This is a genomic window from Streptomyces sp. NPDC057702, assembly GCF_042799315.1.
In the GTDB taxonomy this organism is placed as follows: Bacteria; Actinomycetota; Actinomycetes; order Streptomycetales; family Streptomycetaceae; genus Streptomyces.
Genome location: NZ_JBHVJC010000024.1, coordinates 12,797 through 34,459 on the forward strand (window position 1 = coordinate 12,797; position 21,663 = coordinate 34,459).

Annotated in this window: 14 protein-coding genes; 4 read left to right on the forward strand and 10 right to left on the reverse strand. The window is 70.6% G+C overall.

Features of this window, described 5'->3' with window-relative positions; genetic code table 11:
• The first annotated feature begins 3 nt into the window (after positions 1-3).
• Complete coding sequence (locus ACFVFR_RS19380) at positions 4-252, forward strand: hypothetical protein (RefSeq protein WP_383703161.1); 249 nt, start codon at positions 4-6, stop codon at positions 250-252.
• Positions 253-2,689: 2,437 nt separating this feature from the next.
• Here ACFVFR_RS19380 and ACFVFR_RS19385 read toward each other — a convergent pair.
• Together ACFVFR_RS19385 and ACFVFR_RS19390 are read right to left on the reverse strand one after the other, a co-directional pair.
• The gene (locus tag ACFVFR_RS19385; RefSeq protein WP_383703163.1) at positions 2,690-4,480 is read right to left on the reverse strand and encodes a hypothetical protein; all 1,791 of its coding nucleotides are present in this window, start codon (positions 4,478-4,480) and stop codon (positions 2,690-2,692) included.
• Positions 4,481-5,174: 694 nt separating this feature from the next.
• The gene (locus ACFVFR_RS19390; RefSeq protein ID WP_383703165.1) at positions 5,175-5,741 is read right to left on the reverse strand and encodes a Uma2 family endonuclease; all 567 of its coding nucleotides are present in this window, start codon (positions 5,739-5,741) and stop codon (positions 5,175-5,177) included.
• A 231-nt stretch (positions 5,742-5,972) separates the two neighbouring features.
• Here ACFVFR_RS19390 and ACFVFR_RS19395 point away from each other — a divergent pair, with 231 nt between their 5' ends.
• A complete protein-coding gene (locus ACFVFR_RS19395) occupies positions 5,973-8,042 on the forward strand; it encodes a thioredoxin domain-containing protein (RefSeq protein WP_383703167.1) in 2,070 nt (689 codons plus the stop codon).
• 198 nt (positions 8,043-8,240) lie between these two features.
• A complete protein-coding gene (locus tag ACFVFR_RS19400) occupies positions 8,241-9,290 on the forward strand; it encodes an MDR family NADP-dependent oxidoreductase (protein ID WP_383703169.1) in 1,050 nt (349 codons plus the stop codon).
• 174 nt (positions 9,291-9,464) lie between these two features.
• On the opposite strand, the gene ACFVFR_RS19405 is transcribed toward ACFVFR_RS19400, so the two are convergent.
• The 3 genes from ACFVFR_RS19405 to ACFVFR_RS19415 all read right to left on the reverse strand — a co-directional run bounded on the left by ACFVFR_RS19405 (position 9,465) and on the right by ACFVFR_RS19415 (position 12,826).
• Positions 9,465-10,154, reverse strand: a complete 690-nt coding sequence (locus ACFVFR_RS19405) for a TetR/AcrR family transcriptional regulator (RefSeq protein ID WP_383703171.1) — start codon at positions 10,152-10,154, stop codon at positions 9,465-9,467.
• A 5-nt stretch (positions 10,155-10,159) separates the two neighbouring features.
• Positions 10,160-11,815, reverse strand: a complete 1,656-nt coding sequence (locus ACFVFR_RS19410) for an MFS transporter (RefSeq protein WP_383703173.1) — start codon at positions 11,813-11,815, stop codon at positions 10,160-10,162.
• 312 nt (positions 11,816-12,127) lie between these two features.
• Positions 12,128-12,826: a hemolysin III family protein gene (locus tag ACFVFR_RS19415; RefSeq protein ID WP_383703175.1), complete on the reverse strand. Its 699-nt coding sequence runs from the start codon at positions 12,824-12,826 to the stop codon at positions 12,128-12,130.
• Between the two features lie 318 nt (positions 12,827-13,144).
• Here ACFVFR_RS19415 and ACFVFR_RS19420 point away from each other — a divergent pair, with 318 nt between their 5' ends.
• The gene (locus ACFVFR_RS19420; RefSeq protein WP_383703177.1) at positions 13,145-14,953 is read left to right on the forward strand and encodes a phosphoenolpyruvate carboxykinase (GTP); all 1,809 of its coding nucleotides are present in this window, start codon (positions 13,145-13,147) and stop codon (positions 14,951-14,953) included.
• 242 nt (positions 14,954-15,195) lie between these two features.
• On the opposite strand, the gene ACFVFR_RS19425 is transcribed toward ACFVFR_RS19420, so the two are convergent.
• The 5 genes from ACFVFR_RS19425 to ACFVFR_RS19445 all read right to left on the reverse strand — a co-directional run bounded on the left by ACFVFR_RS19425 (position 15,196) and on the right by ACFVFR_RS19445 (position 21,644).
• Positions 15,196-16,101, reverse strand: a complete 906-nt coding sequence (locus tag ACFVFR_RS19425; RefSeq protein ID WP_383703179.1) for a hypothetical protein — start codon at positions 16,099-16,101, stop codon at positions 15,196-15,198.
• On the reverse strand, positions 16,088-17,803 hold the full coding sequence (locus ACFVFR_RS19430) for a substrate-binding domain-containing protein (RefSeq protein ID WP_383703181.1): 1,716 nt from the start codon (positions 17,801-17,803) through the stop codon (positions 16,088-16,090). Before ACFVFR_RS19430 ends, ACFVFR_RS19425 begins: the two co-directional genes overlap by 14 nt.
• Positions 17,800-19,017, reverse strand: a complete 1,218-nt coding sequence (locus tag ACFVFR_RS19435) for a toxic anion resistance protein (RefSeq protein ID WP_383703183.1) — start codon at positions 19,015-19,017, stop codon at positions 17,800-17,802. Before ACFVFR_RS19435 ends, ACFVFR_RS19430 begins: the two co-directional genes overlap by 4 nt.
• A 13-nt stretch (positions 19,018-19,030) precedes the next feature.
• Positions 19,031-20,128, reverse strand: coding sequence for a hypothetical protein (locus ACFVFR_RS19440; protein ID WP_383703185.1), 1,098 nt, complete (start codon positions 20,126-20,128; stop codon positions 19,031-19,033).
• Positions 20,129-20,432: 304 nt separating this feature from the next.
• A complete protein-coding gene (locus tag ACFVFR_RS19445; protein WP_383703187.1) occupies positions 20,433-21,644 on the reverse strand; it encodes a pyridoxal phosphate-dependent aminotransferase in 1,212 nt (403 codons plus the stop codon).
• Positions 21,645-21,663: the final 19 nt, after the last annotated feature.

Below are 21,663 nucleotides of genomic sequence, written 5' to 3' on the forward strand. Positions count from 1 at the left end.
GGCATGATGACCGCGACTAGCACCCTCGCCCTGACCCACGCGTCTCCGGTGTTCGAGCTCGCCAAGGAAGTGGACAACAACAAGGTCACCCCTGGCGTACTCGGCTTCATCGTCTTCGCGGTCATCGGCGTCGCCGTGTGGATGCTGATGAAATCCATGAACAAGCACATGAAGATGGTCGACTTCGAGGAAGCGCCCATCGCCGCGGAAAAAGGCTCTGACCAGCGCAAAGGCGCAGAGTCAAGCCGATAGAGGACGATGGTGAGCGCGCCGTCGCCCAGCGGACACGAGGGTGTTCCAGCGGCGAGCGGGGCGCGCTCACCGTGATCGCCTTCTCCGTCGCCCCCACCCCGCCCCACCCGCGATCCACCGCGTCCCGCGTCGCCCACGACGGCCGTACGCCGAGGTCGCCCGCCCGCGCCTGACTCCGGCCCACCCCGGCGCCGAGCACACGCCCAGGCCGCTGACCGACCCCAGCGCCGAGCACACGGCGAGGCCGCCGCCCCCCGAGCCGGCCACCCTCGCCACGCCACCCCTGCCGCGAAGCCCCCGGCCACCGACGGCCCCCCGGCTCTCCGCGTGCCCGCCGCCCCTCACCGGGCACGGTCGCGCCGTCCACCGACACGGACGCGCCACAGCGCGGCCCGCTCCCTCGTGCCGCCCCGCACCCACCACCTCCTGTCGTGCGCCGCCCCTCGCCCCTCGCCCACGGCGCGGGCCCGCCGCTGGCGGCGTCCGGTCCGTGGCGCTCCCCGTACCCCCGGAACAGGCTCGCCGCCTCGTCCACGAGCTCCAGCGCCTGCCAGCCCTGCCGTTGCCGGCGTCGATCACCGCGAGCTCCCCACACGACCACGCCTCGCCGTGCGCGTCCCCGCTCTCCCGGTGCCTGGCCAGGCCCGCCCCGCCTGCCCCTTCGTGCCCCGCCCCGTGGCGCAGCCGCGTCGCGGGGACCGGTGCGCGAGGATGGGGTGTATGGCCAACCGACTTGCGCAGACCACCTCCCCGTACCTCCTCCAGCACGCCGAACACCCCTCCTCGCGACAGGCCTGTTTGAGATGACCTGCCCGCCCGTCAACCTCGTTTCTTTCTGAGCGCGGAGTGGTGGGCATGGAACCGTGATCGCAGGTTTGCCGAGATAGACGCACAAGCCTCCTCGTACCGGGGGTGGTCGCGCCTGGACATGCTGTCCGTACCTAGTAGTGCTAGTGCGTTGCTGCTTGTTCTAGCCTGGCCCCGCAGCGCAAAGGGGTGGGAGCAGGATGCCGAAGGTGCCTCAGAGTCGGCGCGTTGGGCATATGGCCGTGAATGCTGGCGTGGGAACGTCAAGGGGGCGGCTGCTGGGCTGACATGGCGGACGGAACGAGTACGGCGAACCCATGGTCTTCTGGCAGCAGACAGCGCGGAAGCGCACTGGCTCACGGGGTGTTGCAGTTCCACAGAGTGGTGCCGCCGACCGGTCGAGTGAACCGACTTTCCTGACGGTGAGGTTCCTTGGCGCTGCTACATCTGACCTCGCGCCCGTCACTTCAACGTCTCATCAATGTGGGTGAGCGGAAGAGGAGCGGAGGGGTGATCACGTCGAACTGCGTGTGGGGTGGCTGCCCACGTCGGCAACTGCTCGGGCGAAGGTACGGAAGGTCAAGACCCGCTCGGGGGCACCAAGGCCGCGTAGCGCGCACAAGAAACCGACCAGAAGGGCCAGGGGGTAGATGGCGCGCTGGAGAGTGAGTGCACCAGCGCAGATCACGGTAGACAGCAGTGCCACGGTCACGATGTGAATCCTTTCGGGTCGACGGCGCACCGCCCGGTGCGCTGACCTCATACAAGGCTGCGCGGTGCCTGGATTCCGAGGCGCGTTGCGTGCCAAGACGCTCAAAGTCCCTGGTCGAGCCGACAATGTCCGGACTTCCGGTCCGGATCGTCTACCAGGAGTTGTCGTCATGCCTGGTGTTCACATCTGGGTCGAAGGGACAGCGGCGGCTGCCTGTAAAGTCGGTTCCTTTGTCGAGGCTGAGGCGGACGGCCGCCTTTGCTGCCGCGCCGGAGCCGCTTGCGGATTTGGTCAGCCCGCTCGGGAACATGCGCGGGATCCCTGGTGTCGCAGCCAGGTCCGGACTGCTCCGGAGGGTGCAGCCCTTGGTGCTTCAGCCGCGCCCAAGGCCCCTCTCGCGTCCATCGCCGCGTGAACCGCATGCAGTCGTTGGTGTTCCGGACTGCGACACCCAGGAGGGCCAACGGCCCAGCGCGCCGTAGGCCAGGTACATCCTGGCGGTCGATTCTCCGGAAAGCAGCCGAGCGCCAGGCCGTGGAGACCCTCTCTCGATGCCCGGCGGCATGCTGGTGAGCTGCTACAAGGGTGGAGTTCACCGGACCCTAGTCAGTCGATGTAGCGGGACCGGATCCACCCTGGAGCAGCTGCTCGGAGACGTAGTCCTTGGCCTTCTGGCGGAACGGGTATGCAGACGGCTTGGGTGCCTTCCACCCAAGCCGTATTGGTGGGGATTTTCAGGCAATTCCATTCGGCGCGTTCCGGCCGTCATACCGTTGCCGACGTCGTAGGTTCCGGAAGGCAGTTGCTGGGAGAATGTCCACTTGATATCGAACGATTATCTAGCCCATGATGACGTAATGCTCGATCATGATCCATCGCTAAGGATCGGCACGCTGTAAGCGATTCAGCGGGATCACGTCAATGTGTGAATCCTCGGGATGGGTCGCGAGGTGACACGTTTCCGAACTCCTCGAACCATCCTTCTGGCCGCAGGTCTCCAATGCCCATACGTTGGTTGAGCGGGTTGTCGGGGTGCTCCAGTCCTTGCATCATCGGGTCGTAGAGGAAAAGCACATCGTGGTCCTGGAAGAGCAGATCCGAACAAACGTCCCAGTCGTAGTCGCCCTGCTGTTCGGGGAGCCCTTGTGTGAACTCAACCACCAGATCCGGCTCATCGCATGTCATCGCCGAAGCGCTTTCAAGAGCGAAGTGGAGCGCCAGTTCCTCCGCCGCGCAGCGTGGTTGGGGAGAGCGGCCGATAGTGATGTCCTCGTTGAGATCATCCAGGGCTCTTAGCACCCTGCGCCGCCAATATCGTGGCTGGTTCCATGTGGAGGCTGGTAAAAGTGCAAAGAAGATCCCGAAGCTGTTCGGAGAGATTGGCTGATCACCCAGTTCGTTCAACTCGGCGTGAGCCATATCGGCGAGGATCTCCAGATTGCAGCTGAGGATGCGTGATGTGCGGGCCGTCATCTGCCACGGCTCTTCGTCCTCCTCATCCCATTCGACGTTCGGGTCCCAGGTTTCCGAACCCAGCTCGTGTCCCATTTCGGGCCGGTAGATTCCCGGTTGATTGAAGAACGCGATTGCAACCGCATCTCCGCCTTCTGCAGCGCGGACGTACCAATTATGAGCTTCGTCGTTTTGCCTGTGCCGCTGAGCGATTACACCCCGGAGTCGCATGGCAAGAGCATCTCCCTGACCGGCGGCCCTCTCGTAGCAGGCTGCTGCTTCGTCCCATCGCCCTTCAATTTCGTGGAGGGCGCCAAGGGCGCGTGCCTGCAACGGAGTTCCTGTCTCAGATACGGTCCGGTACCACGAGGGCCAGGTGCGTTCCGGCCGTCTTTCGCGTTGTACGAACCCAAGGTCGTGCATTGCGACGTGGTTACCTCGGGCCGCCAGCGGAGAGAAGCAGCGCTCGGCGAGCACCAGACGACCGAAGCGGAAGGCAGACCGTCCGACAGGTAGCAGCTCGCTACCGCCATTCGCGTGCGTGACCGCAGCTTCCCAAACCTCGTCGGGGATGGCCGTAGCTTCGACGGCACTGGCAACGGCGTCCACGAGGTAGTCGAATGGCCGCCAAGCCTCGGTGGTATCCGTGGCAACGAGCATTCCTGCCACACCGAACTGGGTCTCGGTTGCCCACACTAGAGCCTGCTCGGGGCTCTCAGCTTGGAGGCGTGAGGCGTCCCCGGCACTGAGATAGCACGTGGACAAATCCAGCAGGGTCTCGGCGGGCAGAGGGGTGGAGATACCTGCCCGCGCAAGATCGATCGCCGCCTGAACCAGGGCAGCGCCACGGGGATGGCCTTTCGGCTGGCGTCGAGTCGTCAGAAATTCCTCGAGCAGCTTCGGTCCGGCTGCCAGATATTCCGCGACGCCGTGAACGCCGTGGTGGTGGGCTGCGTCAGCCAGGCGGCTGTCGGAGTTTGGGTTCGCCAGGTGTGCGTGGAGCCTACCCATTTCCGTCTCGGACCACTGCCGGTCCAGTACGAGGGGCTCGATGAGGTTCAAGACCCGGGATCCAAGACGGCGCACAGATGCCACGTCAGCGTCCATGCCTCGCAACGCGCGCTCACTGTAATTGCCGTACACCTCGGAACGCATCGTGGCCATGACCACAACCCGTTGCTCTATAAGCGCGGACAACACGCCTTGATCGAGGCCGCCGGGGAGGAGGAAGCGGTCGAGGTCGTCCAGCCAGAGCACCCACCTCCGGTGGCCGGACCTCGGTAGGGATACATGCGCTAGCACGGGGCTCAGGTCGCTGGCTGCAGGTGGGGCAACGATCCAGTGATCGGACAGTTCGCGTCGTACAGCCTCGAAAGCGCACCGAGATTTTCCGGCTGTGGACTCGCCGACCAACAAGACGAAACCTCCAGTCTCCCTTGCTTCTGCCAGCTGAGCCGAGACTGTCCTGTCTGCGTCCCGTGGTACATAGGTCGGCAGTGGAGGAGCGCCCTCAAGGCGACTTGTTCGGTGTACGCCCAGTTCCAGAGGATCGGACTCAGCCACAGGGCGGATCGGGATCCGGACGGCGCCTACCGTGACCTGGCGCGATTCTCCCTGCGCCGGAGTGGGTGTCTTTGCTCGCGCCGCGCGCAGTAGGCGATCCCAAACTGCCGGGTCGGCGAGTGCGGCAGGGAGAGCGGTGTTTCGCTGCCGAGCCAAGCTGTCGACCGCCCTGAGAAACTCTCGGAAGAGCTTATTTGTCGGTGTGTGCTTCCCGCTTCGCCAATCGCTGATGCGCTGTACGGACAGAGAACTTCGCCCAAGGCGGTCCCTGCTGGCAGAGCAGATGGCGGCTGGCTTAGGGGAGCCAGCGGCAGCGAAGAGAGCATCCAGGTGCTCCCGGAATTTGCGCTTTCCCTTGTGCTCAGGCATGAGGAATCTTCCAGCGCTGTCAGACGGCTCCCAGATCGACAGCGACGGAGAAGGGAGCAGCAGCCTTGATCGCGCCGGTGAACATTTCGCCGTCCCGGTAAGCCTTGGTGGCGGGGTCGAGGACGTAGGTGTACACGAGCGGAACCCCGGTGGCGGCCTGCTCAACCCGCCAGTAGAAGGGGATGCCGGCCTTGGCGTACTGGTCGACCTTCACGATCCGGTCGGTGGTCTCCGAGCCGGGCGACACCACCTCGACGACCAGGAGCACGTGCTCGGGGCGGGTGGGCGTGAGGTCGATGGTCTCCGCCCGATAGACGATGACGTCAGGGCGGCGGTTGGTGAGGGGAACGTCCTGCAGGCGGACGTCGAAGTCCGTATCAGCGTTCCAGTCCGGGCCCGCGGCGGCGTCCAGGGCGTTGGCCAGGATGCGGGCCAGCCGGTTGTGGCGCTTGGAGGCGCTCGGGCTCACGACGACCATCCCGTCCACGATCTCGATGCCGGCGCACTGCTCCTCGGACCAGGAGTCGTACTGCTCCGCGCTGATCTGCGTGTGCATCCACGCGGGCGCCACCATCTCGGCGGTCATGGTGTACCTCCTTCGAGGATGCGGTGCTGCTCGACTCAGCGTACTGCCCGCTCCCAGTCGGACACCGGCTTTGGGCCGAGGTGGAGCCTTTAGCGTCCACAGGATGACCGGGGTGCAAAAGGGGCGATACGCATTCACCATGTGATGGCGCATGAGTGCAAATCGGCCAAGTAGGGCGGGGGCTCGCGGGCTGAACCGGTAGGGCCGTGTCGGCGTGAGAGGCTGGGTCGCATGAACCGGTTGGCTGGTGTGACCTCGCCTTATCTGCTGCAGCACGCTGACAATCCGGTCGACTGGTGGCCGTGGGGACCTGAGGCGTTCGAGGAAGCAGAACGGCGCGATGTACCCGTTCTGCTGTCGGTCGGCTACTCCGCGTGCCACTGGTGCCACGTCATGGCGCACGAGTCGTTCGAGGACGAGGCGGTGGCCGCTTATCTGAACGAGCACTTCGTCTCGGTCAAGGTGGATCGGGAGGAGCGGCCCGATATCGATGCCGTGTACATGGAGGCGGTGCAGGCCGCCACCGGGCAGGGCGGGTGGCCGATGACGGTGTTTCTCACGCCGGAGGCCGAGCCGTTCTACTTCGGCACCTACTTTCCGCCCGCGCCTCGGCACGGCATGCCCGGGTTTCGGCAGGTGCTCGAAGGGGTGGTCAGTGCGTGGGCGGATCGGCGGGCCGAGGTGGGCGAGGTGGCCGGGCGGATCGTGCGGGACCTGGCCGGGCGTTCTCTCGCCTATGACGCCCCGCGGCCTCCGGGTGACGGGGAATCGCACGCGGCGCTGATCGGGCTGACGCGGGAATTCGACGCGGTGCGGGGTGGGTTCGGCGGCGCGCCCAAGTTTCCGCCGTCGATGGTGCTTGAGTTCCTGCTCCGGCACCACGCGCGGACGGGGTCGACAGCGGCGCTCCAGATGGCGCAGGCCACCTGTGAGGCGATGGCTCGGGGCGGAATCTACGACCAGCTCGGCGGCGGATTCGCGCGGTACTCCGTGGACGCCGAGTGGATCGTGCCGCATTTCGAGAAGATGCTGTACGACAACGCGCTGCTGTGCCGCGTGTACGCCCATCTGTGGCGCGCCACCGGTTCGGATCTCGCGCGTCGGGTCGCCCTGGAGACCGCCGACTTCCTGCTGCGCGAGCTCCGTACCGACCAGGGCGGCTTCGCGTCGGCGCTCGACGCCGACAGCCCGGTGGCCAGCGGCGCGGACCCGGATCCCGGGGAGGAGAGCGCCGGGCACGCCGAGGGCGCGTTCTACGTGTGGACGCCGCGTCAGTTGCGCGAGGTGCTCGGCGACGCCGACGGGGAGCTGGCGGCCGGGTACTTCGGGGTGACCGAGGAGGGGACGTTCGAGGAGGGCGCCTCCGTGTTGCGGTTGCCCGACGGGCGGCCCCTGCTGGACGCGGGGACGCTGGCCTCCGTGCGGGAGCGGCTGCGTACCGCCCGCGAGGAGCGACCGCGCCCCGAGCGGGACGACAAGATCGTCGCCGCCTGGAACGGTCTGGCGATCGCCGCGCTCGCCGAGGCCGGGGCGTACTTCGAGCGGCCCGACCTGACGGCGGCGGCGGTCGAGGCGGCCGACCTGCTGGTCCGCGTCCACCTGGACTACCACGGGCGGCTGGTCCGCACCTCGCGCGACGGAGTGCCCGGCGCCAGCGCGGGCGTCCTGGAGGACTACGCGGACGTCGCCGAGGGCTTCCTCACGCTGTCGGCGGTGACCGGCGAGGGCGTGTGGGTGGAGTTCGCCGGTCTGCTGCTCGACACGGTGCTGCGGCACTTCACGGGTGCGGACGGGACCCTCTTCGACACGTCCGACGACGCGGAATCGCTGATCAGGCGACCACAGGACCCCACGGACAACGCCGCGCCCTCCGGGTGGACAGCCGCCGCCGGCGCCCTCGTCAGCTACGCCGCCGCCACCGGCAGCGGTAGGCACCGGGAGGCCGCCGAACGAGCCCTGGGCGTGGTGACGGCGCTCGCCGCGCGAGCCCCCCGCTTCATCGGCTGGGGGCTGGCCGCCGGCGAGGCCCTCCTGGACGGGCCGCGCGAGGTGGCCGTCATCGGGCACCCCGACGACCCGGCGACGCGCGCGCTGCACCGGGCCGCGCTGCTGGGCACGGCGCCCGGAGTGGTGGTCGCGGTCGGCGAACCGGGCGGCGACGAGGTGCCGTTGCTGGCCAACCGCCCGCTGGTGGACGGCCGCCCGGCGGCGTACGTGTGCCGCGACTTCACCTGTGCCGCCCCGACCACCGACCCGGAGCTCCTCGAAGCGGCGCTGCGTGGCGCGGGCGAGGAGGTGTGAGGGGAGTCGCGGCCGGGTGCGGGCGAGGGTGCGACGGCGAGGTCCTGACGGGGGTGTGAGGAAGGGGCGGGGTAGCAAGTGAGCGCGCACTGACGTCAGTTGAGCTGGGTGGGTGCGGGTGCGGCATAGCGTGGCCGGGTGATGTCCGTAGGCCGCGCGCGGTGACCCGGCGCGTGGCCCCGTGTGCCAAGGAGCACCATGACCACTGACAACGCCACGGGTTCGCCCGTGGACGTACCCGCGACGCACCGCGAGGTGCGCCTCGTCCAGCGGCCCACGGCCGCGCTGAGCGAGGAGCACTTCACCATCGTGGAGACGCCGGTCCCCCGGCCGGGGCCGGGCCAACTGCTCGTACGCAACCGGTATATGACCGTGGTCGCCGTCATGCGTACGTTGATGACCGATGCTGATCTGCCGATGCCGGCGTACGAGCTGAACCAGCCGCTGTGGGGGCCGGTGATCGGGGAGGTCGTCGCCGCGCCGGGTCTTCCCGAGGGGAGCGGGTTCGCGCCGGGCACGCTGGTGCGCCACCACGACTCCTGGCGGGAGTACGCGGTCGTGGACGCCGCGTCCGCGTCGCCGCTGGACCTGGCGGCGCTGCCCGACCCGGCCGTCCACCTCTCCCAGGTCTTCACCGCGTGGGCCGGTGTGGTGCGCGCGTGCGAGGTGCGGCCGGGCGACACGGTGTTCGTCAGCGGGGCGGCCGGCGGCGTGGGGTGCCTGGCCGGGCAGATCGCCCGGTTACACGGGGCGGGCCGGGTCATCGGCAGCACCGGTTCCCGGCGCAAGGCGGACTACCTCACGGGCGAACTCGGTTACGACGCCGCCGTGATCAGGGGCGCCGGACCGATCGAGGACCAGTTGCGGGAGCTGGCCCCCGAGGGGGTGGACGTGATGTTCGACAACGTGGGCGGCGAGCAGTTGCTGGCGGCGCTCGCGGTGGCCAACCGCAAGGCCAGGTTCGCGATCGTGGGCGCGCTGTCCGGGCAGCTCGGGGGCGACGGCACCCGGGCGCCGGTCGAGATCGACACCCTGCACCTGCTGGCCAACAGCATCGAACTGCGCGGCATCACCCTCCTCGACCACCTGGACGAGGTGCCGGGCTGGACCCACGAGATAGGCCGGGCCATAGCCGACGGCGCGATCACGTTCCCGCACGTGCGACTCACCGGACTGGAGCGGGCGCCGGGCGCGCTGGCGGAGCTGATCGAGGGCCGCCATATCGGCACGGTCATCGTGGAGCTGTAGCGGGAGAGCGGCGGGACGGGTCGGTCGGCGGGTGCGCGGAGGCCGGTCGGCCGGCGGTCACCGTGGCCCACCCGTCCCGTCGGGCCCCCGCCGGCCACCGACCCGCACTCCCGCCGCCGGCCCCCGCCGCGCCGCGCGCGGCGGCCCCGCCAACGCGCGGCGTCCGTGCTCGCGTTAGCGTCCCCGCTCGGGCGGGGGCCCGTCGGATGGGGTGAGGGTGAGGCCGCGGACGAGGAGGTCCAGCGTGGTGTCCAGGAGTTCTTCCAGGTCGGCGGTCTGGCCGGTGTCGACCCAGTGCATGACCGACTCGTGCAGGGCGGCGGTGACGGCGGCGGTGATGACCCGCAGTTCCAGGTCGTCGGCGGGCTTGCCGGTGCGTTCGGCGAGGACGGAGCGGATGATCTGGCTGGACTCCGACTGGGTCTCGGCCATGCGGCCACGGATCGCGGGGACGTCGCGGATCAGGGTGGTGCGCAGGACGAGGCTGTCGCTGTCGGTACGGAGGAGGTCGCGCAACGCGGCGGCCAGGACCTGGCGGATGGACTCCACCGGGTGCTCGTCCACCGGGCGGGCCCGTAGGGCCTCCTCGAGGACGGGGTCGTACTCGTCGGTGAGAACGATGTCTTCCTTGGTGGGGAAGTACCGGAAGACGGTGCTGGGGGAGACCTCGGCCGCCTCGGCGATCTGGTCGACGGGAGTGGCGTCGTACCCCTGCTCGGCGAAGAGCCGGTAGGCGGCGTGCCGGATCGCCTGCCGGGTCTGGATCTTCTTCCGTTCGCGGAGCCCGAGCTTGCGCTCGCGCCCGGCGCCGAGGACGGGGGCCGCCCCGGGTGCCGCGGCGGAGGTCGTACGTGCTGAGGCCATGCCGCCTATTGTCGGTCATCGTCCGTGGCGCCGGCCACGGACGACGGTGGGGCCGCCGAAGTGGGCCGTGGGCCGGGTGTGTCGCCCGGCGCCCCGGACGGGACGTCGGCCGGGCCCGGCTGGGCGGGCAGGCCAGCCGGGCGCGGGTCCGGGCCGGCGGCCGGGCCGGCGGCCGGAGCGGTGCGCGAGTCGGGCAGGAAGCGGGCGCTGAGCAGGGCGGTGACCAGGGCCGTCGCGCCACAGACCAGCAGGACGACGTCCATGCCGTGGATGTACGCGGCGTTCGCGGACTCGGCCAGGTGCGGGTCGCGCAGGGCGTCGGCGACCAGGTGGGCGGCGACGACCGAGTCGCCGGCGGCGTCGGCGGCCTCGGACGGCAGGCCGTCGGTCCGCAGGCGGTCGCCGTACGCGCCGGCGAGCAGGCTGCCGAGCAGGGCCACGCCGATCGCGCCGCCGAACTGCCGCAGCGTCATGAGCAGTCCGGAGCCGCTGCCGGCCCGGTCGCGGGGGAGGGCGCCCAGGGCGGCGTCCATGGCGGGCACGATCGCGAAGCCGAACCCGAAACCGACGATGACCAGCCACAGCGCGGTGTGCCCGTACCCGTCGCCGACCTCGGTGGTGGCGCCGAGGAAGGCCGCGCCGGCCAGCGTGGTCAGTCCGGCGGGGACGACCACGCGCGGGCCGAACCGCTGGACGAGGGGGCCGGCCGTGCGGCCGGCGACGACGAGTCCGGCCATCATCGGCAGCAGGCGTACGCCGGTGCCGAGCGCGTCGTGTCCGAGGACGGCCTGGAGGTACTGGGGCAGGATGAACAGCAGTCCGGACAGGACCAGGGTCACCAGCGTCGCGGTGACCGCGTTCCACAGGAAGCCCCGCTGGCCGAGCAGCCCGAGGTCGAGCATGGGGCGCGTCCGCCGCCGCTCGCGCAGGGTCAGCCCCACGACCAGCGCCACCGAGCTGAACAGGGTGAGCAGCACCAGCGGATCGCTCCAGCCCCGCTCGGGGCCCTCGATGACGCCGAAGACCAGCAGGCCGAGTCCGGAGGCGGCGAGCACGGTGCTGGCGAGGTCCACGGGGGGTGCGGCGGGGTCGCGGGTCTCGGGCAGCAGCAGGGCGCAGGAGACGATGCCGATCGCGACCAGCGGCACGTTCACGAAGAAGACCGAACCCCACCAGAAGTGATCGAGCAGCCAGCCGCCGATGATCGGGCCCAGCGGCATGCCGAGCGCGGACGCGGCGGAGATGGCGCCGATGGCCTTGGTCCGCTCGCCCTCGCTGAACAGGGTCGGTACGACGGAGATCGCGAGCGGCATGATCAGGGCCGCGCCCAGGCCCATCACGGTGCGGGCCGCGATCACCCAGCCCGGGGTGTCCACGACGGTGCCGATCAGGGAGCCGACGAGGAAGACGGCCAGTCCGGCGATGAGCATCCTCCGGCGGCCGAAGCGGTCGCCGAGCAGTCCGGCCGGCAGCATCGTCGCCGCGAACACCACGATGTACGAGTCGGCGATCCACTGCTGCTGCCCGGTGTCGGCGCCGAGCTGGGACGCCATGGTCGGCAGCGCCACGTTGAGGATCGTCATGTCGAAGCCGAGCACGAGCATGCAGGCGACCAGCGCGCCCAGGGCCCACCAGCGACGGGGATCGGGTTGGTCGGTCACGACAGCCTCCGAGGGTTAGAGTCAAATGAAAGTAACTCTCAAAAAGTTTTGGCTGTCAATCTGCGCCTGGTGAGGGTTTTGTGAGGCGGCGTGACGCGGCGTGACGCGGCGTGAGGCGGCGTCGCGCGCCGCTCAGGTGAGCGCCGCCCCCGCGCGGGGCCCGCGACCGCGTACGCCCTCGCATCGCGTACGCCCTCGCGCCGCGTACACCCCCGCGCGCCGTACGTCACCCTCCGGTGCTACGGCGCGGGTACGCCGAAGAGGCCGCGCCCCTCGGTGGGGCGCGGCCTCTTCGGGCGGGTGGGGCGAGGGCTATCCGTGCTGGTAGGCGACGAGCGAGATGCCGACGTAGTGCACGACGAAGGCCGCGAGCGTGAGCGAGTGGAAGACCTCGTGGAAGCCGAACCAGCGGGGCGAGGGGTTGGGGCGCTTGATCCCGTAGATCACGCCGCCCGCGCTGTACAGGACGCCGCCGACGATGACGCAGACCAGGACGGCGATGCCGCCGGTGCGCAGGAAGTCGGGCAGGAAGAAGACGGCGGCCCAGCCCATGGCGATGTAGCAGGGGGTGTAGAGCCAGCGCGGGGCGCCGACCCAGAAGACCCGGAAGGCGATGCCGGCCAGCGCCGCCGCCCAGATGCCCCACAGCAGCACCTGCTGGCGACCGCCCTCGATGAGCAGCAGGGTCAGCGGCGTGTAGGTGCCGGCGATGATCAGGAAGATGTTGGCGTGGTCGAGGCGGCGTAGGACGCCCTCGGTGCGCGGGCCCCAGGTGCCGCGGTGGTAGAGCGCGCTCACGCCGAACAGCAGGCAGGCCGTCAACGTGTAGATGGCGCAGGCCAGCCGCCCGCGACCGCTGTCGGCGAGTGCGGTGAGCAGTACGCCGGAGATCAGCACCGCGGGGAACATGCCGGCGTGCAGCCAGCCGCGCAGTCGTGGTTTCAGGGGCGGGAGCGTCGCCGTCTCCCGCTCGCTGGCGGTCTCGACGACGTCGGGCACTGCGGCAGTCATGTCGTCATGCTACCTACGCCACCGTAGGTTACGTCCCGGTGTCGAGTGGTGATGGTCACGGAGGCGCCCTCTGGACAGATGGGCGAACGGGTCGGATGATCAAATGAGCGCGGTCGGCACCGGATGAGCTGAGCATCCGGGTCGCAGCCCCCAAGGGGTAGCTGTCTCCATCACTGGATATGCGGATGTGCGCATCCGTAGCGGATGTGTACGTCTGTGTCCGCCCAAAACCCTCAATTTGACGCCGGAGCGGTCGGGCTCCGGCGGAACGGAGCGATCGTGGCGCGCAGCGCTGAATCCTCCGGGGCTCTCAGCCCCGTGGCTCAGAACACCCTCCCCACGAACCACCAGGAACTGGTCTCCTGGGTGCACGAGATCGCCGCCCTGACCGAGCCCGCCGAGATCGTGTGGTGCGACGGCTCGCAGGCCGAGTACGAGCGACTGGCCGAGGAGCTCGTCGCCAAGGGCACGTTCAGGAAGCTCGACCCGATCAAGCGACCGCACTCGTACTACGCCGCCTCCGACCCCACCGACGTGGCCCGGGTCGAGGATCGCACCTTCATCTGCTCGACGCGCGAGGAGGACGCGGGGCCGACGAACCACTGGAAGCACCCCGACGAGATGCGTGAGGTCTTCGCCGGGGAACAGGGCGTCTTCCGAGGTTCGATGCGCGGGCGCACCATGTACGTGGTGCCGTTCTGCATGGGCCCGCTCGGCTCGCCGCTGTCCGCCATCGGCGTCGAGATCACCGACTCCGCGTACGTCGCCGTCTCCATGCGCACCATGACGCGCATGGGCCAGCCCGTCCTGGACGAGCTGGGCGACGACGGGTTCTTCGTCCGGGCCGTGCACACCCTGGGCGCCCCGCTGGAGCCGGGTCAGGCCGACGTGCCGTGGCCGTGCAACTCCACGAAGTACATCTCGCACTTCCCCGAGAGCCGCGAGATCTGGTCGTACGGTTCGGGCTACGGCGGCAACGCGCTGCTCGGCAAGAAGTGCTACGCGCTGCGTATCGCCTCCGTCATGGCCCGCGACGAGGGCTGGCTCGCCGAGCACATGCTGATCCTGAAGCTGACCCCGCCCCGGGGCGAGGCGAAGTACGTGGCCGCCGCGTTCCCCTCGGCCTGCGGCAAGACCAACCTGGCCATGCTGGAGCCCACCGTCCCGGGGTGGACGGTGGAGACCATCGGCGACGACATCGCGTGGATGCGTTTCGGCGAGGACGGCCAACTCTACGCGATCAACCCGGAGGCCGGGTTCTTCGGCGTCGCGCCGGGCACCGGCGAGCACACCAACGCCAACGCGATGAAGACCCTGTGGGGCAACTCGGTCTTCACCAACGTCGCGCTCACCGACGACGGCGACGTGTGGTGGGAGGGCATGACCGAGGAGGCCCCCGCGCACCTGACCGACTGGAAGGGCAACGACTGGACGCCGGAGAGCGGGACGCCGGCCGCGCACCCCAACGCCCGCTTCACCGTGCCGGCCGGGCAGTGCCCGATCATCGCGCCGGAGTGGGAGGACCCGAAGGGCGTGCCGATCTCGGCCATCCTCTTCGGCGGTCGCCGGGCCAGCGCCGTACCGCTGGTCACCGAGTCGCTCTCCTGGCAGCACGGCGTCTTCCTCGGCGCCAACGTCGCCTCCGAGAAGACGGCGGCGGCCGAGGGCAAGGTCGGTGAGCTGCGTCGGGACCCGTTCGCCATGCTGCCCTTCTGCGGCTACAACATGGGCGACTACATGGGGCACTGGGTCCGCGTCGGCCGCGACGCCGACCAGGCCAAGCTGCCGAAGATCTACTACGTGAACTGGTTCCGCAAGGACGCGGCGGGCCGGTTCGTGTGGCCGGGCTTCGGCGAGAACAGCCGCGTGCTCAAGTGGATCGTGGAGCGGCTGGAGGGCCGGGCCGAGGGCGTCGAGACCCCCATCGGCATCCTCCCGACGCCGGACGCGCTGGACACCGACGGGCTCGACCTGTCCGCCGAGGACCTGGACTTCCTGCTCACCGTCGACCGCGAGGTATGGCGTGAGGAGGCGGCCCTGGTGCCCGAGCACCTGAACACCTTCGGGGACCACACCCCGAAGGAGCTGTGGGACGAGTACCGGGCGCTGGTGGAACGGCTCGGCTGAGACAGGGGGACGCCCTCGCGCGCGAGGGCGTCCCCGGGCGAAACCCCCGGCGCCCGCCGCCGGCCCCCCCGCGCGGACGCCACCTCGCGTGCGCCGCACCCCGGCTCGGGCTCGCCTCCGGGCCCGCCACGCGCTACCGCCGCCGGGGCTGCCGCGCCCTCCGCGCTCCCGCCGCCCGCGCTACGGGCCTCGCGCTCCCGCGCCTTCCGCGCTCCCGCACCCCGCACCCCGCGCCGCCCGCGCTACCGTGCCCCCTCGTCGGGCCGCGTCTCGCGCGCGCCCTCGGCAAAGGGTTCCCCCGCGCGCGGGTCCCCGGCCACCGGCCCGCGCCGCGCGCCACCCGCACCGGACCCGCCGGCCGCACCGGTCACCCCCGTCGCGCTGGTCGCCTCGGTCGCATCGACCGCCCCGGTCACATCGACCGTCCCGGTCACGTCGACCGCCCCCGTCGTGCCGGTCGCCTCGGCCGGGTCGCGGGGCCGGTCCCGGTCGGTGGTGCCGGGGAGGTCCGGGGTGGCCCGGTCCTGGTAGTAGCGGGTCAGAGCCCGCTGGCGCCACGCCTGCGCGTCGCGGAGTTCGGTGGCCACCTTCGACGCCTCGTCCACCAACAGGCCCAGCTGGCGGCCCAGTTCCTCGTCCGGGGACGGGCTGCCGGGCGTCAGGCGGGACCACCAGCGGGTGCGCAGGTAGGCGTCCACGCTCTCCGGGGTGTCCTGGCGGATGACGCGGGTCAGCCGGTGCAGCGTCTCGCCGTCGCCGGCCAGCGCCTCGCCCGCGCCCCGCTCCGGGTCCAGCAGCGCGGACAACAGCTCGACCAGGTCGTCGAGTCGCCGCTCGGCGGCGTCGGGCAGCCGGTCACGGGTGCGTACGCCCGACAGGTAGGCCCGCAGCGTCTCCAGGTCCGCGCGCAGTGCCTCCACCTGCTCGCCCGGCCCGGGGAAGGCCGGCGAGGCGACGCGCTCGGGCGGGGCGAGCAGGGCTCCGGCCCCGTACAGGCCGGCGACCACGACCGGCCAGTACGCGCCGGCCACCCCCGCCGCGTACAGCCCAAGCCCCGCCAGGCCGAGCGCGCAGCCCGCCAGGTTCTTGCGGGACTCCAGGTAACGCAGGGCGGCCGGGCGGTGGCCGGCGCCCTCACTGGTAGCCACGGATCTCCTCGAACGCCCCGTCCAACGAGCCCTGTACCGCGTCGAAGAGCTGGCCGCCGGTGAGGTCCGCGATGTGTTCGAGCTCGACCCGGTCCGAGTCGCCGAAGAGGATCGGGAAGACGGGGATGGTCTTCTGCGGGTCGGACAGGCCCCGGTAGAACGCCTCGAACTGCCGCGCCCCGTCCCCGGTCGTGTTCTCGCCGTCCGTCATCAGCACGATCGAGGTGAACCGGTCGTCGCCGGTCCTGGACGCCCGCTGCCCCAGGTGCCGGTACGCCTCCCGCAGGCTGCTGTAGATCGCCGTGTCGCCGCCGGCGGCCAGGCCGTCCACGTCCGCGCGGATCAGGTCGAGCGCCTGGGCCGGCTCCTTCTCCGGGACGGTGTGCGTGTTGACCTCCTTGACCTGGTCGGAGAAGGGCATCAACGTCACCTCCTCGCGGTCGCGGAAGCGCTTGCCGGTGGCCGAGTCGTCAGAGCCGGTCAGCTTGCGCAGCGCCGCCTTGAGCCGCCCGAGCCGCTCCTCGTTCATCGAACCTGAGGTGTCCAGCACGTAGACCGTGCGCGAGGGGCGGCGCAGCTCGTTCTCGTACGAGTCCAGCAGCCCGTCGGCGACCGCGCGGGTGCCGGGGAAGGGCAGTTCGCGGCGCGGCTGGCGGGCGATGCCGGGCGCGGGCGGCACCGAGGAGACCGTGGGGCGGCGGAAGGTCTCCGTGGTCAGCGCCCGCTGGGCGGCGGGGGAGCGCAGGTGTCGGGAGAGGGTGGCGTAGGCGTCGCGGGCGTTCTGGTCGGCCGAGGTGAGCAGGCTGAGCGGGTAGTCCGCGGTGACCACGCCGTCGGTGGGGCGGATGACGGTCAGGTCGGAGATGCCCTTGACGGCCTCGCCGCTGTTCCCGTCGGCCTCGGAGCCCCGCCGCCCGTCGTGGCTGAGCAGCTTGCCGTGCTGGAGCGAGAGCAGCACGGACTCGTAGTTGATCAGCGCGTCGACCTGGGGCCGCTGACTGGCGCGGCGGGCGAACGCCTCCGCGAGCCAGCCCGAGGAGCCCGAGGTCAGCTTCTGTCCGGCGAAGAACTCCCGCAGCTTGGGCGAGGCGGCCCGCACGTCGGCGTCGGTCAGCGCGGACTGGGCCTGGGACAGCGCCGAGGTGAGGGCGATCAGCGCGGAGTAGCCGGAGTTGGAGCGGACCGGGTCGGTCATGCCGTAGGTGAGCTTGCCGTCGGTGACCGCGCGGTGCACGTCGGCCCAGGTCACCTGCTGGGGGTTCCAGCCCAGCCGGCTGACGGCGGCGGCGCGCACGCCGAGCGCCACCGGAGAGGAGACGATGGGGGTCTCCGTCCTGATCTTCTTGTGCTCGCCGGTGAGCAGCCGCAGGTAGTCGTTGGAGGCCAGCCAGACCGCGTCGTACCTGCCGTCGGCCCGGCCGGACGCGACGGTCTGCGCGCCGTCCAGGGTGCCGGTCCAGGTCGGTTCGATCTTTACGCCGGTGGCCTTCTCGGCCTCCTCCAACACGTGTGACAGGTCGGCGAGTTCGCTGCTGGCCAGCACGCGCAGGGTGCCGGGGGAGCCGCGCCGGCCGTCCTCGCCGTCGGTGTCGTCGTCGCCCGCACCGGAGCAGCCGGCGGTCAGCGCGAGCGCGAGGACGGCGGCGGTGACGGCGGCGCGCGCTCGCGCGGCGCGGGTGGTCAGGGGACGGGTGCGTCTCATCGGATGTCTCCGCCCAGCTCGGGCTTGGTGCGGGCGCGCTCCATGTGCGCGCTGGCCTGTTGGAGCTCGTTGGTCAGTGACTCGATGGTGGCGGCCATCGCGTCGGTCGCGCGGGCCTTGTACGTGTCGATCGTGTCCAGCGTCTGGTAGATCTGCTGGAACGCCCCGCGCAGCGTCTCCGCGCCCACCGCCGGGTCGGCCGCGATGCGCTGGATCTCCCCGCTCTGGGTGGCGAGCATCTCCGCGTTGGCCCGGATCAGTTCCTCGGTCGTCCCGCGCAGCGCGTTGACCTGCTCGACGACCTTGCGCTGGTTCTCCAGCGCGGCGGAGAGCATGACGGCGATCCGCAGCGCGGAGACGGTGGTGGTGGCGGCCCGCTCCACGCCCTTGATCAGCTCGTCGTTGTTGCGCCGGACGACGTCCATGGCCAGGTAGCCCTGGGCGCAGACGGCGATCTGGGTCAGCAGGTCCTGGTGTTTTTGCCGGACGGGGAAGAGGACGTCGGCGCGCAGTGCCTCGGCCCGGCCCGGGTCGGTGGCCTCGGCGTCGGCGACCCGGCGGGTGACGGCCTGGTCCAGCGCGTCGGTCAGGACCGTGTACTCCTGGAGCTTGCCCATCGTCTCCCAGAGCCGGACCCGCTCGGTGTGCAGCGAGGCGTTGTCGCGGCGCAGTTCGTCCTGGCCTGACCGCAGGCTGCCGACGATCCTGTTGAGGGTGCCCTGGGCGGAGGCGTACCGGGCGACGTGGTCGCGCAGCTTGTTGCCGCCGGGCAGCTTGGCCAGCAGGCGCTGCGCGCCCCGGCCGGGGCGCTCGCGCGGGTCGAGGTCCTCCACCGTGCGGCGCAGCTCGACCAGGCTGCTGGAGACCCGGCCCTGGGCGTCGCCGCCCTGGCCGCCGGGGCCGCCCCTGCCGTCGGACAGGGCGCGTACGGTGCGCTCCAGCATGCGGTTGGACTGCCCGGCGGCGGAGCGGATCTCGCCGGCGCCGAGTTCGGTGATCTCGTTGACGCGGCCGGCGAACTCGGGGGAGCGGGCGTCGAGGTCGGCGAGCGAGTCGACGTACTCGGTGGCCCGTGCCGCCATCTCGGCGGCCACGGAGTCCCCGAGGGGCACCAGGCCGATGGCGGACTCCCGGGGGACGGCCGCCACCGGCTCGGGCGGGGTCAGGACCAGCGGGGATTCCAGGCGCGGGTCGGGCGGTGACAGTGGCTGCATGACGGGGCGTCCCTCACTTCTCGGCACGGGAACGGCGGGCGATCTCGCGCATCACCTCGGCGGTGGGAACCGGGGCCTGCTGGACCGTTCCGGTGAGCTTCTGGCGCAGGTGCGCGCCGTGTTTGGCGGTCGCGGCGGCGAACTCGGAGACGTCACCGGAGGGCCGGAACCCGTGCCGGACGGCGAGTTGGCGCAGCTTGGGGTCGCGTTGCAGCAGTTCGCCGAACTTCCGGCCCCGGTCGGTCAGCGGCACCAGCGAGTGGTCGCTGAAGACGGTGGTGTCGGGGTAGAGCACCACGAGGTCCTCGACGGTGTCGCCACGGAGGAGGAGCGAGGCGATCTGCGACTCGTAGGCCAGCACCAGCGGGGTGCCGACGCCGGTGGTGAAGTCGTTGAACGGGGCGTCGCTGTTGACCTGTTGGCGGCCCTGGTCGGCCATCAGCTTGCGGGTGAGCGGGAGGACGGCCGCGATCCCCTTGTCGTCGCTGACCAGCCGGTTGCCGGCGGCGACGTAGGCGGCGGTGGCCAGGTAGAGGGCGCCGGAGTTGGAGGCGAGCGGGTCGGTGCTGGTGATGCTCAGGCGCCCCTTGAGCTCGGCGTACTCGCCGCTGCCCCGTAGGTCCTGCCAGACGGTGTCCTTCTTGACCGCGTCCAGGAACCGTTCCATGCGCAGGGTGCCGCTGCCCTCGCGGCCGACCGGGCCGGTGAGCTTGACATAGCCGGCGCCGGCGAGCGTCTCGGCGGCGGGGCGGCGGGCGAGGACCACCAGCGGCGAGTAGAAGGGGCGCAGCGGCGCGCCGCTGGAGGCGTGCGCGCGGCGCAGCGCGTCGGCGGGGGCGGAGCTGCCGGGGAAGGCGAAGTCCTCGCCCTTGAGGTCCAGGCCCTGCATGTCCCAGGAGCCGGAGGACTCGGTCTCCACGACGAATCCCTGGTCGGCGAGGGCCTCGCGCACCGTGGGGTCGTCGAAGAACTCGGCCTTCTCCGACCCGATGACGCCCCGAATCGTCGTCGTGTCGCTCGCCTCGGAGTCGTCGTCCCGTCCCAGGACGACCGCCGTGATGACGCCGCCGATCAGGACGAACGCCAACACGATGCCGAGGATGCGTTTCACGCGCCTCACTCCCCCCGTGGCACCGCCCGGTGTGCGGTGCGTAAGCCAGGGGTGAAGCATCGCTCCGGAAACCCACATTCCGGGCCGCGCTCGGTGAATGGGGGGTGAAGGGGGTATCGCAGTACGTCAACCGACCCGTGCGTCAGCGGGGTTGGTCACGGGCCGTGTGGGGCGGGCGCGGGTGGCCTCGGGTGGGCGCGCGTCGGTGTCGGTGGGCCGCGCCGGGGCCGCGTCGTCGGTGGCTACGCCGGTGTGGGCCGGCCGGGCCGGGGCCGGACCGGGGTCGGTCGCGGCCCGGCGTCGGTCACGGCTGGGCGTAGCCGGCGAGGAAGTCGCCGATGCGGGCGACCGCGTCGGCCAGGTCCTTCGCGTTGGGCAGTGTGACCAGGCGGAAGTGGTCGGGTTCGGGCCAGTTGAAGCCCGTACCGTGCACGATCATGATCTGCTCGGCCCGCAGCAGGTCGAGCACCATCTGCCGGTCGTCCTTGATCTTGTAGACCTTGGGGTCGAGCCGGGGGAAGGCGTACAGCGCGCCCTTGGGCTTGACGCAGGTCACGCCCGGGATCTGGGTGAGCGTCTCGTACGCCACGTCGCGTTGTTCGAGCAGTCTGCCGCCGGGGCGGACCAGTTCGTTGACGGTCTGTCGGCCGCCGAGGGCGGCGGCCACCGCGTGTTGGGCGGGCATGTTGGCGCACAGGCGCATGTTGGCCAGGATGGTCAGGCCCTCGATGTAGCTGGCCGCGTGGGCCTTGGGGCCGCAGACCGTCATCCAGCCGCTGCGGTAGCCGGCGACGCGGTAGTTCTTGGAGAGGCCGTTGAAGGTGAGGGTGAGCAGGTCGGGGGCGATGGCCGCGGTCGGCGTGTGGGTCACGCCGTCGTAGACGATCTTGTCGTAGATCTCGTCGGAGCAGACCATGAGCTGGTGCCGGCGGGCGATGTCGGTCAGGCCACGGAGCATCTCGTCGTCGTAGACGGCGCCCGTGGGGTTGTTCGGGTTGATCACGACCAGTGCCTTGGTGCGGTCGGTGATCTTGGCCTCGATGTCGGCCAGGTCGGGCATCCAGTCCGCCTGCTCGTCACACCGGTAGTGCACGGCCGTGCCGCCCGACAGCGAGACGGCGGCCGTCCACAGCGGGTAGTCCGGCGCCGGCACCAGCACCTCGTCGCCGTCGTCCAGCAGGGCCTGCATGGCCATCTGGATGAGCTCGGAGACGCCGTTGCCCAGGTAGACGTCCTCCACGTCGAGGTCGATACCCCGCGTCTCGTAGTGCTGCACGATCGCGCGGCGGGCGGCCGGCAGACCCTTGGCGTCGCCGTACCCGTGCGAGGTGCCGAGGGAGCGCAGCATGTCCTCCAGGATCTCCGGCGGGCACTCGAAGCCGAAGAGCGCCGGATTCCCGGTGTTGAGCTTGAGGACGCGATGCCCTGCCGCCTCAAGCCGCATGGCCTCCTCAAGGACCGGGCCACGAATCTCGTAGCAGACGTTTGCGAGCTTGGTTGACTGGATCACCTGCATGCGGGCCACCATACGGGCG